General features: G+C 75.0%; 11 protein-coding genes. 6 read left to right on the top strand and 5 right to left on the bottom strand.

Annotated features, from left to right (window positions below):
- The first annotated feature begins 266 nt into the window (after window positions 1-266).
- The gene (locus tag O7633_RS11300) at window positions 267-593 is read left to right on the top strand and encodes a DivIVA domain-containing protein (protein ID WP_282327746.1); all 327 of its coding nucleotides are present in this window, start codon (window positions 267-269) and stop codon (window positions 591-593) included.
- The gene (locus O7633_RS11295) at window positions 590-844 is read left to right on the top strand and encodes a hypothetical protein (RefSeq protein ID WP_282327744.1); all 255 of its coding nucleotides are present in this window, start codon (window positions 590-592) and stop codon (window positions 842-844) included. The genes O7633_RS11300 and O7633_RS11295 overlap by 4 nt, the downstream gene beginning before the upstream one ends.
- Before the next feature lie 49 nt (window positions 845-893).
- Here O7633_RS11295 and O7633_RS11290 read toward each other — a convergent pair whose 3' ends face one another.
- Together O7633_RS11290 and O7633_RS11285 are read right to left on the bottom strand one after the other, a co-directional pair.
- Entirely contained in the window at window positions 894-1,799 is a 906-nt protein-coding gene (locus O7633_RS11290) for a L,D-transpeptidase (protein ID WP_282327742.1), read from the bottom strand.
- Between the two features lie 124 nt (window positions 1,800-1,923).
- Window positions 1,924-3,372: an alpha-amylase family glycosyl hydrolase gene (locus O7633_RS11285; RefSeq protein WP_282327741.1), complete on the bottom strand. Its 1,449-nt coding sequence runs from the start codon at window positions 3,370-3,372 to the stop codon at window positions 1,924-1,926.
- Window positions 3,373-3,668: 296 nt separating this feature from the next.
- Between O7633_RS11285 and O7633_RS11280 the strand changes: the two genes are divergently transcribed.
- From O7633_RS11280 to O7633_RS11265, 4 genes are all read left to right on the top strand, one after another.
- Window positions 3,669-5,477: a hypothetical protein gene (locus O7633_RS11280; RefSeq protein WP_282327739.1), complete on the top strand. Its 1,809-nt coding sequence runs from the start codon at window positions 3,669-3,671 to the stop codon at window positions 5,475-5,477.
- Window positions 5,474-6,940, top strand: a complete 1,467-nt coding sequence (locus O7633_RS11275; protein WP_278128576.1) for an NADH-quinone oxidoreductase subunit NuoF family protein — start codon at window positions 5,474-5,476, stop codon at window positions 6,938-6,940. Before O7633_RS11280 ends, O7633_RS11275 begins: the two co-directional genes overlap by 4 nt.
- 79 nt (window positions 6,941-7,019) lie before the next feature.
- On the top strand, window positions 7,020-7,691 hold the full coding sequence (locus tag O7633_RS11270; protein WP_282327738.1) for a redoxin domain-containing protein: 672 nt from the start codon (window positions 7,020-7,022) through the stop codon (window positions 7,689-7,691).
- Between the two features lie 94 nt (window positions 7,692-7,785).
- The gene (locus O7633_RS11265; protein WP_282327736.1) at window positions 7,786-8,739 is read left to right on the top strand and encodes a cytochrome c biogenesis CcdA family protein; all 954 of its coding nucleotides are present in this window, start codon (window positions 7,786-7,788) and stop codon (window positions 8,737-8,739) included.
- Here O7633_RS11265 and serS read toward each other — a convergent pair.
- The 3 genes from serS to O7633_RS11250 all read right to left on the bottom strand — a co-directional run bounded on the left by serS (window position 8,723) and on the right by O7633_RS11250 (window position 12,752).
- Window positions 8,723-10,009 carry a serine--tRNA ligase gene (gene serS, locus O7633_RS11260; RefSeq protein ID WP_282327735.1) on the bottom strand — a complete coding sequence of 429 codons (1,287 nt, stop codon included), beginning with the start codon at window positions 10,007-10,009 and terminating at the stop codon, window positions 8,723-8,725. The genes O7633_RS11265 and serS overlap by 17 nt on opposite strands.
- A gap of 245 nt (window positions 10,010-10,254) precedes the next feature.
- Window positions 10,255-11,433, bottom strand: a complete 1,179-nt coding sequence (locus tag O7633_RS11255) for a MerR family transcriptional regulator (RefSeq protein ID WP_282328523.1) — start codon at window positions 11,431-11,433, stop codon at window positions 10,255-10,257.
- Window positions 11,434-11,555: 122 nt separating this feature from the next.
- Window positions 11,556-12,752, bottom strand: coding sequence for a saccharopine dehydrogenase NADP-binding domain-containing protein (locus O7633_RS11250; protein WP_282327732.1), 1,197 nt, complete (start codon window positions 12,750-12,752; stop codon window positions 11,556-11,558).
- Between the last annotated feature and the right edge of the window lie 68 nt (window positions 12,753-12,820).

The following is a 12,820-nucleotide window of genomic DNA, read 5'->3' as shown; positions in this document are numbered from 1 at the left end:
ATAAACACGTCACTCTCCGTTCGGGTGACGGTGCTTGCCCTCCCTGATGTGATCTCTGTTAGACGTTGCATTTTGGCTTGATGCGGTGCTTCACTTCGTTTGGCAACCACTGTGGAGTTTCCGCTGCTCAGTGGTCATGGGCGCCCTGCTGTCGTACCCGCTGATCGAAGGCTGCGGTGGCAGGTGCCGGATGGGTCCGCCGGTGCGCGGCGGGCCGGCGGCCTCATCCCTCCACAGGTCGATCTCGACGAGAGGCAGGTCCTGTCATGCGCGTCTTCCTCTTCCTCTTCCGCCGGGCCCGGTCGGGTCGCCGGCCGCCGGCCCACGGCGCGGCCGGGCGTCAGCCGGCGGTGGGTCGCCGGCTGCTGCCCTGGCAGGTGCGCGAGTGGCGGTTCCGGCCGGCCCGGTTCGGTCGGCGCGGGCTCGACCCGCAGGAGGTACGGGGGTTCCTGGAGCGGGTCGCCGTCGAGTTGGCCGCCGCGCACGAGGCGCTCGCGCAGAGCCGCCGGGAGACCAGTCAGGCCAAGCTTGCGCTGTGCCGGTTGCGCGCCGAGGCGTCGCCCGCCCGCAACGAGCGGGGGTGGGGCCGGTGAGTGAGCGTTTCGTCATCCACCTGCCGGTGGTCGCCAACGACCTGCTCTCGGCTCAGCGGCTGGCGCGGGTGGTGGCGCACTGGACGCACGTGTTGCCGCAGACCGAGCCCGGGGGCGCGACCGTCTCCCGCGAGGACGACCAGAACGTACGACACTGGGTCTTCTGCGACCGGATCATGGACGGTGGCCGGCGGTGCCTGCTGCGGCCGGACCACGACGGCGCGTGTGCCCGCCGGCCCCGGCGGCGGTGAGCGTGCGGCGTCTGCCGGCGGCCGTAGTCGGTGCCGGCACCGGCGTCGGTCACGCTGTCGGGGGTGGGGTGGGCAGGGCGTCCACGACGAGCACGACGCTGCCCGGCCGCACCTCGGCGAGCAGTTGGCGCTGGCCGCTGCGGGTCAGCCGGATGCAGCCGTTGGTGACGTCCTCGCCGAGGGTGTCGTCGTCCTGCCAGGCGTGCAGGCCGATGTGCGCGCCGGCCAGGCCCGGCGGGATGGCGTCCGGGTCGTCGGGGATCGCGCCGAGGGCGAAGACGTCGACGCCGCCGTACACGGCCTCGGGTGGCGGCGTGCGGCCGAGGACGAAGGTGCGGCCCAGCGGGGTTTCCTGGCCGCGCATGCCGAGGCTGACCGGCCACGATCGCACGGCGTGTCCGTCGCGGAACCAGGTGAGCCGGTGCGGCCGGCGCTCCACGACGATCTGGTCGCGCAGCGGCACGGTGGCCCAGTCGCCGTCGGGCGGCAGCCAGGCGATCCGCCGGGTGGCCGAGGGCAGCAGCACGGCCGTCCAGCCGGTGCGGCGCTCGACGATCGGCACGGTCACCTCGACGCCGTTGATGGTGGGGGCGAGGAAGGCCAGCGGCCGGCCGCCGGGCGCGTCGTACGCGGCGACCTTGCGGGTCGGCGTCAGCCCCTCCGTGAGCGGGGTGGCGTCGGCCGGGCTCGGGTCGGCGGGGAAGCCGGCGGGCGCCGGGTCGTAGGTGACGACCGGCAGGGTGGCCGGCGCGGGCGCGGCGGTGGGCACCGGCTCGCCGGTGGGCGCGGCCGCCGTGGCGGGCGCGGTGGGGGCGGCGGGCGGCGGGGACACCCGCGCCGGCTCCGGGGTGAGCGCCCGGGCCGTGACCAGGCCGGTCGCCAGAAGCAGGGGTACGCCGAGCGCGGCGGCCAGCCAGCCCAGCCCCCACCGCGAGACAATCCGGTCAAACAGCACAAAACGTACTGTAGGTGTTGGTGGGCGGCGGCGGGGCGTGATTGCAGGGGGCCCCTCCTATACAGAAAGCGTTAAGAAGGGGCCCTTCCTTGCACCTCGGCGCGCCGTGCGCGGCGCGTTCAGCTCAGCTCAGCTTGGCGGCGGTGTGGATGGCTATCGCGTCGTGGGCCGGGACGTCCGCCGTGAACCAGCCGTTCGCGTCCACCGTGATCACCGGGCCGCTGCACGTGCCGCCCGTGAAGTCGCCGTGGATCACGTCGCAGTACCGGCCGGCGGGCAGCCCCGTGTAGTACGAGCGCCCCGTGACCGCCCCGTCCTCGTCGTTCATCGTGAGGTAGCCCCTGCCGGCGCGGCTGAACGCGATGTGGTTGTTGCCGTTGTCGTACCAGTTGGCGACGCCCGCGCCCTGGGTGGCGTTGGCGAAGCCGACCATGTTGGCGACGACCCGCCAGCGGTGTTCGCACTCCCAGCCCGAGTAGCAGGTGGTGTTCAGCGTCTTGTTGTTGGCGTCGGAGGGCGGGCCGGCGTCCCGGTCGCTGAAGGTGTAGCTGGACATGACCGTGGGGGAGCCGTACGGCCAGGCCAGCATGAAGGCGTTGGCCAGGGCGTAGATGCCCCGGTCGCGGTAGGTGAGCACCCCGCCGACGTCGCGCTGGGTGTCGTGGTTGTCGACGAAGACCGCCGCCGAGCCGCTGGGCAGGTGGCCCCACCCCTCGCCGAAGTTCTTCAGGTACGCGAGCTTCTCGCTGCGGAACACCCGGGCGAGGTCCTTGCCGTAGCGGAACTCGTGCACGTCGCCGTTGCCGGTGTACTCGGTCGGCTGGATCGGCTCGCCCGCGCCGTAGATGACCTCCTGCACGAGGTACGCCGAGCGGGACAGCTTGCCCTTGATGGCGGCGATGTCGGCGGCCGGCATGTGCTTGCTGGCGTCGAGGCGGAACCCGTCGACGCCGAGGGAGAGCAGGTCGTTGAGGTACCCGGCGATCTTCGACCGGACGTAGTCGGACTCGGTGGCGAGGTCCGACAGGTTGACCAGCTCGCAGTTCTGCACCTCGTACCGGTCGTTGTAGTTGGCGATGTCGTCGCCGCCGTTGCGCCCGCAGTGGTGGAAGTCCTGCGTCTGGTAGATCCCGGGGTAGTCGTAGTGGCCGTAGGGGGAGCCGGCCCAGCCGGTGCCGCCGGCGTCCTGGCCGGACATGTGGTTGACGACGGCGTCGACGATCACCTTCACGCCGGCGGCGTGGCAGGTGTTCACCATGGACTGGAACTGCGCCCGGGTGCCCTTGCGGGACTCGATGCGGTAGCTGACCGGCTGGTACGCCAGCCACCACTGGTTGCCCCGGACGTGCTCCTGGGGCGGGGAGACCTGCACGTAGCCGTAGCCGGCCGGGCCGAGCACGGTCGTGCACTCGCTGGCCACCGACGGCCAGTTCCACTCGAACAGGTTGGCGATGACCTTCTTCGTGCCGGACGGGGCGGCGGCGGCCGGGGGCGCCGCCACGGCGGTCGGTGCGAGCAGGCCGGCGATCACGCCCAGGGCGAGGACCGCCGAGCGGCATCGACGTCGATGCATCGGGGACTCCTGACGGGGGTCGGGGGAGGGGCGGACTGCTGCTTGCCGGCATCTTGCAGTCGGGATTGAAATTTTCGGAAAGGTTACAAGCGCGTTGCGGCGGGTGTCAACGGATGGACGGGCGTCGCTGCGCGGGGTGCCCTACACGCAGCCCACGGCGGAACGGTTCGACGGCGCCACGGAAAAAGCCCGGGAAAATTCACGACCCGGCTGATCCGTTGAACCCGGTGCTCCGTACTCGATGGGGGAGCAGGGTCGGCCGGTGGGGGCGCCGCCGCTACACGATCGAGGAGCAGATGGCTCGGGCACAGCAGAACACCAAGGCCACGACCGTCCGTACCACGAGCAGCAGCCGCGGGGTGCGGACCAGGTCCAAGACCTCCATCGCACTGATGGCCGGGTCGGCGCTCGCGATCGTCTGGGCCGGCATCGAGCTGGCCGGCGCCGGCACGGCGATGTACGCCTACGGCTTCTTCTTCACCGAGTTCTTCGCCGGCGTCGTCGCCCTGGTGTCGCTCAGCCTCACCGTGATGATGGGCCTGCTCGCCACCGACCGGCTCGTGCTGCGCATCCCGCACCGGGTGCTGTTGCAGTCGGCGCACCGGGCCACCGGCATCCTCGGCGTCGCCGGGCTGGTGTTCCACGTCATCACCAAGATCGCCATCGGCCGGGCCGGGCCCACCGACGCCCTCGTGCCGTTCATCGGGGGGCGGGGGCTCTACGTCGGGCTCGGCACGGTGGCGTCGTTCCTCATGGTCAGCGTGCTGTGGACCGGCATCATCCGGGCCCGGTTCGTCGGTGTCGGCCCCAGGTGGTTCTGGCGGGGGCTGCACTCGATGGCGTACCTGGCCTGGCCGTTCGCCCTGTTCCACGGCCTGAACGCGGGCCGGCCGGCGGCGTCCTGGGTGACCCTGAGCTACTTCGCCTGCGTGCTGCTCGTGGTGCTGGCGCTGATGGTCCGGCTCTCCGTGCACCTCGGCAAGCGCAGCCGCGAGCAGCACCAGGCCGCCGCCCTGAACAAGGCGATGGCCGGCAAGTCCACCGACGACGGCAAGACGACCACGCTGCTGCTCAGCAAGATCGGCCGCAAGCGCGACGACGCCGAGGAGAAGCGCGAGAACCGCGCCGGGCGCGCCCGCGTCGCCGGCGGCTGGGCGGAGACCACCGCCACCACCGGCTCCTGGGCGATGCCGACCGGCACCGCCCGCGGGCGACGCGACCCCGAGCGGTTCACCGTGCCGGTGGTGCCCGAGCCGGGCACCCTGCGCGAGCCGGTACGGCCCACCCGCCGCCGCGACGAGGAACTGGACGCCCCGGCCCGGCGCGGCGAGCGCGAGCTGGAGCCCATCTCCCGACGTACCGCCGAGCCGGCCCCCGACCGGTCGAGCCGGCGGCGGCGCGACGCGGACGCCCCCGTCTCCGCCCCCCGCCGCTCGCGCTCCGAGGAGGACGTCGCCCCGGTCTCCAGTCCCCGCCGCTCCCGCCGCGACGAGGACGTGGCCCCGGTGTCGGGCGGCCGCCGGGCGCGCTACGACGAGGACGTCGCACCCGTGTCCGGTGGCCGGCGCTCCCGCTACGACGAGGACGCGGCCCCGGTGTCGGGCGGCCGCCGGGCGCGCTACGACGAGGACGTCGCACCCGTGTCGGGCGGCCGGCGCTCCCGCTACGACGAGGACGTCGCCCCGGTGTCGTCCGGCCGGCGCTCGCGCCGCGACGACGACCTCGTCGCCCGCTACTCCTCGCCGCCGCAGCGCGCCGAAGAGCCCGAGGAGCCGTGGGACAGCCCGCGCCGCTGGGAGTCCTCGACGCCCGTCTCCGCCGAACCGATCTCCGCGACCCCGCGCAGCGGGTCCGGCCGGCACAGCGTCGACGACGAGCTCCCGGAGGAGCCCGACTACTGGCGGCCCCCGGCCCGGTTCGTCGCCGAGGACCTGCCGCCCATGGACGACACCCCGACCCTGGTCGACCTGGCCTCCCGGCGCGCGCTGCGGGCCGCCGGGGACGGCCGGCCCGGCCGCCGCAAGCGGGACCGGGACCGCGACCGGGCCAACGCCGACGCCGTCGACGGCGCGTACTGGGCCGGGCTGCGGGGTGAGGCGAAGTGATGCGCACGACGGTGCCCCCCGTGGCGTGCGTCGGCGAGCCCCGGCTCACCGCCGGCTTCGCCGAGTTCGGCCGCCTCGACCTGATGGCCCACGAGGAGGTGCACGGCCCCATCGGGCCGATGGAGCCGGCGAACCTGCTCCGGCTCGCCGAGGCCATCCAGCTCAAGGGCAAGGGCGGGGCGGGGTTCCCGTTCGCCCGCAAGCTGCGCGCCGTGCTGGAGTCCTGCGAGCGGCAGGACGCCTCCGCCATCGTCGTGGTCAACGCCACCGAGGGCGAGCCGGCGAGCTGGAAGGACAAGGTGCTGCTCACCCGGGCCCCGCACCTCATCCTCGACGGCGCGGCCCTGGTCGCGTACGCGCTGGACGCCGACGAGATCGTCATCGGCGTCGCCGACGACGACGTGGGCCGGCCGTCGCTGACCGAGGCGCTCCAGGAACGCCGGATGCCGGTGCCCACCAGCATCGTCACCGTGCCGCACCGGTTCATCTCCGGCGAGGGCGGCGCGCTCGTCAACGGCATCAACGGGCTGCCGCACATCCCGCCGGGCACCAAGAAGCGTTCCAGCGACTCCGGCGTCGGCGGCCTGCCCACCCTGCTGTCCAACGCCGAGACGTACGCGCAGCTCGCCGTCGCCGCCCGGCTCGGCCCGTACGAGTACGCGGCGCTCGGCACCGACGACGAACCCGGCACCGTGCTGCTCACGGTGACCGGCGCGGCCAAGCGGCCCGCCGTCGTCGAGTGCGCGGCCGGCACCCCGCTGCGCGACATCCTCGAACTGTGCGAGGTGCCCGACGGGCCGGGCATCCTCATGGGCGGGTACCACGGCAAGTGGATCACCGCCGCGGCCGCGCAGCGGGCCGAGGTGTCCCGCAAGGGCCTCACCGCCGTCGGCGGCACCCTCGGCGCGGGCATCATCGTGCCGCTGGCCCGCGACACCTGCCCCCTCGGCGAGGCCGCCCAGGTGGTCCGCTACCTGGCCGGCGAGTCCGCCGGGCAGTGCGGCCCCTGCAAGATGGGCCTGCCCGACCTGGCCCGCGCCGTCGACCTGGCCGTCTCCGGCAGCGCCCCCGTCGAGATCGTCCGCGCCGCCGCCGGGGACGTGAAGGGCCGCGGCGCGTGCAGCCACCCCGACGGCACCGCCCGGTTCGCCCTCTCCGCCATGGAGGTCTTCGCCGACGACCTGAAGCTGCACACCACGGGCGAGGGGTGCGGCAAGCGGACCAAGGGCGTCATGGGCCTGCCCGGCGCACCCGACGCCGACCCGAGGAAGCTGACCCTGGACTGGTCCCGGTGCGACGGTCACGGGCTCTGCGCCCACGTCGTGCCCGACTTCATCCGGCTCGACGGCAACGGCTACCCCGCCTTCCCCACCACCCCCGTGCCGACCTGGCTGCGGGAGGGTGCCATGAAGGCCGTCAAGGTGTGCCCCGAACTCGCGCTGCGGTTGGTCAAGGCCGAGTAGCGCACCCCGGGACCGGCGGAGACCGGAGCGCCGCCGTGGTGCCCCGCCCCGCGCGGCCCACTACCGAAGGGAGACGCGGATGCGATTGTTCCGCCGGCCGTCGCGCCGCCGGGCCACCCCGGGTGGACGGTCGCCCCGCCGACGGCGGGCCGGCACAGCCGCCGCGCTGGTCGCCGCCCTGTCCGCCGCCCTGCCGGGCGCGGCGTCCTGCGCCGTCGACACCCCGGGACCGCCGGTCGACGCGGCCGCCGCCGCGCCCGCCGACGCCGGCGACCCCACGGCGACCCCGGCCGGTACGCCCACCGGCGCGCCGCCGACGCCGGCCGCCCCGGCCCGGGTGCCGGAGAGCCTCCGGTTCACCGGCACCACCCTCGACGGCAAGCCGTTCGCCGCCGCCGACCTGGCCGGCGGGCCGGTGGTGCTGTGGTTCTGGGCCCCCTGGTGCGCCACCTGCGCCAGCCAGGCGTGGACGGTCGCCGAGATCGCCCCGCAATACCGTGACCGGGTGCCGATCGTCGGCGTCGCCGGCCTCGGGCAGCGCACGGCGATGCGGGACTTCGTGACCGAGTTCGAGCTGGGCGGCACCCTCCAGCTCGACGACGCGGCCGGGAAGCTGTGGCGGCGCTTCGAGGTCGTCGAGCAGAGCACCTTCCTGATCATCGACCGGGACGGGAAGGTGATCCACCAGGGCTTCCTCGACGGGGAGGACCTCACCCGCCGGGTCGCCGCCCTGGCCGCCCAGGCCGGCTGATGGCCGCCCCGCTCCCGCCGCCGGTCGGCCTGGCCGTCCCGCTGTTGGCCGTCCCGCCGCTGGCCGTTCCGCTGCTGACCGCCCCGGCCGCCTGATGGACGCCCCGGTGCTGCTGGCGCTGACCGCCGGGATGCTCGGCGCGGTCAACCCGTGCGGGTTCGCGATGCTGCCCGCGTACCTGTCGATCCTGGTGGCCGGGCCCGGCGACGGACGCGGCGCCGTCGGCCGGGCGCTCACCGCCGCCGCCGGCCTCACCTGCGGCTACGTGCTGGTCTTCGGCGCGTTCGGGCTGGCCTTCGCGCCGCTGGCCGGCTGGCTGCGCCCCCGGCTGCCCTGGCTCACCGTCACCCTCGGGGTGGGGCTGGTGCTGCTCGGCTGCTGGCTGCTCGCCGGGCGGCGGCTGCCCGCCCCGCGCCCGCTGACCCGAGCGCCCCGGCTGACCCGCACGCTGCCGTCGATGGTGCTGTTCGGCGCGGCGTACGCGCTGGCGTCGCTGACCTGCGCCATCGCCCCGTTCCTGGCGATCGTGGCGACCAGCCTCCAGGCCGGCTCGACGCCGCGCGGGTTGGCGCTGTTCGTCGCGTACGCCCTCGGGATGGGTCTCGTGGTGGCCGTGGCCGCCCTCGGCGTCGCGCTGCTGCGCGACCGGGTGGTGGCCCGGCTGCGCGGGGCCGGCCGGTGGGTGCCCCGGCTCAGCGGCCTGGTGCTGCTGGCCGCCGGCGGCTACGTCGCCTGGTACGGCTGGTACGAGGTGCGACTCGCCGAGGGCCGGCACGACGCGTTCGGCGACCCGGTGGTGGCCGCCGCGGCCCGCGTCCAGCAGGCCCTCGTCGGCGTGCTGGACGCGGCCGGCCCGGCCCTGCTGGCCGCCGCCCTGGTTGCCCTCGCTGCGCTCGGGCTGGTAAGGAAGGGCCCCCTGTTAACGCATTCTGTAGAGCAGGGGCCCCTTCTTAACGCCTCCGGCAGGGCACGGGGTCGCAACGAAAGCGGCGGGGGCCGGGTTGCCCCGACCCCCGCCGACGGTGTGCCGGTCAGCGACCCGGCGTGAGCCGGTCGGTGCCCACCCGGTCGCGGAGCACCTCCGGCACCAGCACCGAGCCGTCGGGCTGCTGGAACTGCTCCAGGATCGCCGGGAACAGCCGGCTGGTGGCCAGCGCCGAGCCGTTGAGGGTGTGCACGAAGCGGGTCTGCTTGCCGCCCGCCTCCCGGTACCGGATGGCGGCCCGGCGGGCCTGGTAGTCGCCGGCCCAGGACACCGACGACACCTCCTTGTACTTGCCGGTGCTCGGCATCCACACCTCGATGTCGAGGGTCTTCTTCATCGAGGCGCTGGCGTCGCCGGCCGACAGCAGGCTGGTCTGGTGGTGCAGGCCCAGCCGGGCGACCAGGCCCTCCACGTGGGCGACCATCTGCTCCAACGCGGCGGCGGCCTGCTCGGGCAGCGTGAACTGGAAGATCTCCACCTTGTTGAACTGGTGGCCCCGCACGGTGCCGCGCTCGTCGGAGTGCGAACCGGCCGCCTCCCGCCGGTAGCACGGGGTGTACGCGAACCGCTTCAGCGGCAGGGTCGCCGTGTCCAGGATCTCGTCCTGGTAGGCCCCCAGGATCGCCGTCTCCGCCGTGGGCAGCAGGAACTGCCCGCGCGGGGCGGACTCCCGGTCGAGGTGGTAGACGTCGTCGTAGAACTTGGGGAACTGGCCGGCGGCGAAGCCGGCGGTGTCCAGCAGCAGGTGCGGCGGGAGCAGGAAGTCGTAGCCGGCCGCGACGTTCTGGTCGATCAACCAGTTCAGCAGCGCCCACTCCAGCCGGGCCCCCACGCCCGTGTACATCCAGAAGCCGGAGCCGCCGAGCTTGACGCCCCGCTCGTGGTCGACCAGGCCCAGCAGACGGCTCAGCTCGACGTGGTCCCGCACCTTCTCGATCGCCGGCGGCTCGCCGAACGTGCGGACGACCCGGTTGGCCTCCTTGCCGCCGGGGACGACGTCGTCGGCGGGCAGGTTCGGCAGCTCGCTCATCCGCTCACGCAGCCGGGACTGCACCTCGTCGAGCTGGGACTCCAACTCGGCGAGCTGCTTGCGCTCGGCCTCCGGGGCGACGCTCTCCGGCGCGGTGCCGGCCCGCTTCGCCGCCGCGTACGCCCGCGCCTCCGCCTTGCGGCGCTGCCGCTCGGCGTCGATCTCCGTGATGAGGGCGCGGCGCTCCTGGTCGAGCCGCTGGAGCTCGTCCAGCGCCCGGTTGACCTCGGCGGGATCCAGTCGCTTCGCCAGCGCGGTCGCCACCGCCTCGCGATCCTTCCGGATCAACTCCATGTCGAGCATGCGCTCCGTACGCCTCCGTCCGGGAATCTCAGGTGGGAACCCACCGATGCTACCGTCGCCGCCTCCCACGCCCGGCCCCGGCCGTGAGCCCACCGGCCGGGGCCGTCGCGCCGCGATGCGGTCTCGCCATGTCGGCGACATCGCGGGTTCCCTGGTGCGGGAAGCCGCGATGTCGCCGACATGGCGCGCCGGCACCGACGGGGCGCGGCCCGCGCGGCACCGACGCGGCGCGGCGCGGCGTCGGCTCAGAGCCGGATCGGCATCAGGATCGAGTACGCGTCCGCGTCGTCCGGGCGGCGCACCGCCAGCGGGGTGATCGGCCCGTCCAGCTCCAGCAGGAGCTGCCCCCGGTCGCCCGCGTCGAGGGCGTCGAGCAGGTAGCGCCCGTTGACGCCGAGCCGCACCGCGTCCGGCGCGGCGTCGGCCAGCGCAACGTCGTCGAGGACCCGCAGGCCGCCCGCGTCGTCCAGGCCCAGCACGGTCACCGGCACGTCGACGCCCTCGTGCCGCAGCACCCGCGCCGGCGGGCGGCCGGCGACCTGCGCGCGCAGCGCCGGCACGTCCACCGTGATCCGGTACGCGGGCACGCGCGTGCCCAGCAGCCGCTGGTAGTCGGGGAACTCGTCGGGCAGGGCGGCCCCGCCGACCTCCCGGCCAGCCACGGTGACCGTGAGGCCGTCGCCGTCCAGCAGCAGGTGGGCGTCGCCCCCGCCGCCGCCCGACAGCACGCGGACGGCGTCGCCGGCGCTGCCCGGCACCGCGCCCCCGTCGCCGCCCAGCGGCGTGCCCCCGTCGCCGGCGCCGACCGGCAGCGCGCTCCCGTCGCCGGTGCCGCCCAGCAGTTCGCGGACGGCGTCGACGAGGGCCACCGGGGCGAGGAGTCGCCGGGTCGGCCCGTCGACCGTGCCGGGGACCCGGGCCACCGCCATCCGGTGCCGGTCGGTGGCTACCAGGCGTACGCCGTCGGCGACGTCGAACAGGACGCCGGAGAGCACCGGCAGCTCCGGGTCGGTGCCGACCGCGAAGCGGACCGCGTCGATCGCGGCGGCGAGGTCGGCGCGGGACAGGACGAGACGGGTGGTCATGGGGTGCTCCTCGTGGTCGATCAGGGCTCGGACCCGGGAGAGCTCGCGGCGGGCGTCGGTGAGGCCGTCCTCCAGCCGGCGCAGGTGCGCGTCGAGCAGCCGGCCCACCACGGCCGGCTCGGCCCGGTGCCGCACGGCGGCGGCGATCTCCGCCAGCGGCATCCCGACCCGGCGCAGCCCGGCCACCAGCCGGGCCGGCACGACCTGCTCGTCGGCGTACCAGCGGTAACCGGTCACCGGGTCGACCAGCGCGGGCACCAGCACCCCGGAGCGGTCGTAGAACCGCAGGGCGCTGACGGTCAGGCCGCTGGCGCGGGCCAGCTCGCCGATGCTGCGCAGTTCGCTCTCCACGCCGAGGATCCTGTGCCCTCCACCAGGTCGAGGGTCAAGCCGCGCCCACGCCGCCCCTGCCGCTCGTCGGGCGGCGATGTTTGCAGGGGACCCTTCCTATACCGAAAGCGTTAACAGGGGGCCCCTCCTTGCACCTCCAGCGTGCGGAAGGCGATGCCGGCGGCGGTGAGGCGGCGCAGCAGCGCGTCGCCCATCGCGGTCACCGGGGTCACCTGGCCCGCGACGGGCGGCAGGCCGTCGTCGAGGGCCAGGCAGAGGGCGGACTCGGCGAGCATCTTCGCCGTCTCGTCGTACCCGGGGTCGCCGCCGGTCACCTCGGTGACCACCCGCCGGCCCCCGGCGGAGCCGACGAAGCGCACCCGGAACCACGACTTCGCCCGCTGCTCGGCGCTGGGCCCCTGCCCGGAGGCGAGCCGGCCGAGCAGCCACCGCCGGGCCGGGGGCACCTTCACCAGCCCGGTCAGCCCGGCGAGCCCGACCGCGCCGACGACGATCGTGGGCAGCCGCCGCACGGCGGCGAAGTGCCGGTAGCGGAAGTCCGGCCCGTACTCCGGCCGGGCCGCCGCCGACCGGCGGACCACCTGCGGGTCGATGGTCGGCAGCGGCACCGCCCAGCTGCCCAGCTCCGCCGACCGGCCGACCCTGCCGTGCACCGCCCGGACCCGGCGGCCCGGCGGGCGCGGCTCGACGGCGCGCCGCTCCCGCGCCGCCCGGCTCGCCTCGGCGGCCCGGGAGAACGCGGTGAGCGCCGAATGGTACGTGCCGGCGGAGAACCGGCCGCCCGCCCGGACGAACCCGTCCACCGTGACCGGCCCGTCGGCCGGCAGTTGTGTGACCGTGTACCAGACGCCCAGGTCGTGCGGGACCGAGTCGAAGCCGCAGGCGTGCACGAGGCGGGCCCCGGTGCGGACGGCCTCGGCGTGGTGCCGCACGTACGTGGTGTCCACGAACTCCGGCTCGCCGGTGATGTCGACGTAGTCGGTGCCGGCCCGCGCGCACGCGGCGACCAGCGGCTCCCCGTGCCGCACGTACGGCCCGACGGTGCTGGCCACGACGCGGGCGTCCCCGGCGACCCGGCGCAGCGTCTCCGGGTCGCCGGCGTCGGCGGTGAGCAGCGGCAGCCCGGCCAGGGCCGGGTCGATGCCGGCGAGCCGGTCCCGGACGGCCGACAGCTTGGCCGGGTTACGTCCGGCCAGCGCCCAGCGCAGCCCCGGCGGCGCGTGCCGGGCGAGGTACTCGGCGGTGAGCCCGCCGGTGAATCCGGTCGCCCCGAACAGCACGACGTCGTACGCCCGATCCTCACGCATCCCGCGAGTCTGCCACCGGCGGGCGGCACCGGCACCACGATGGGCGCTCAGGGCGCTCAGGGCGCTCA

The sequence above is a fragment of the Micromonospora sp. WMMD712 genome (genome assembly GCF_029581295.1).
In the GTDB taxonomy this organism is placed as follows: domain Bacteria; phylum Actinomycetota; class Actinomycetes; order Mycobacteriales; family Micromonosporaceae; genus Micromonospora; species Micromonospora carbonacea.
The sequence above is the reverse complement of the archived record's forward strand: the minus strand, read 5'-3'. Positions and strand labels throughout refer to the sequence as shown.

Excerpts from the sequence above, each read along its gene's own strand:
- O7633_RS11300 (WP_282327746.1), top strand. The coding sequence starts at position 267 with ATGCGCGTCTTCCTCTTCCTCTTCCGCCGGGCCCGGTCGGGTCGCCGG.
- O7633_RS11285 (WP_282327741.1), bottom strand. The coding sequence starts at position 3,372 with ATGCATCGACGTCGATGCCGCTCGGCGGTCCTCGCCCTGGGCGTGATC.
- O7633_RS11280 (WP_282327739.1), top strand. The coding sequence starts at position 3,669 with ATGGCTCGGGCACAGCAGAACACCAAGGCCACGACCGTCCGTACCACG.
- O7633_RS11270 (WP_282327738.1), top strand. The coding sequence starts at position 7,020 with ATGCGATTGTTCCGCCGGCCGTCGCGCCGCCGGGCCACCCCGGGTGGA.
- O7633_RS11265 (WP_282327736.1), top strand. The coding sequence starts at position 7,786 with ATGGACGCCCCGGTGCTGCTGGCGCTGACCGCCGGGATGCTCGGCGCG.
- serS (WP_282327735.1), bottom strand. The coding sequence starts at position 10,009 with ATGCTCGACATGGAGTTGATCCGGAAGGATCGCGAGGCGGTGGCGACC.
- O7633_RS11250 (WP_282327732.1), bottom strand. The coding sequence starts at position 12,752 with ATGCGTGAGGATCGGGCGTACGACGTCGTGCTGTTCGGGGCGACCGGA.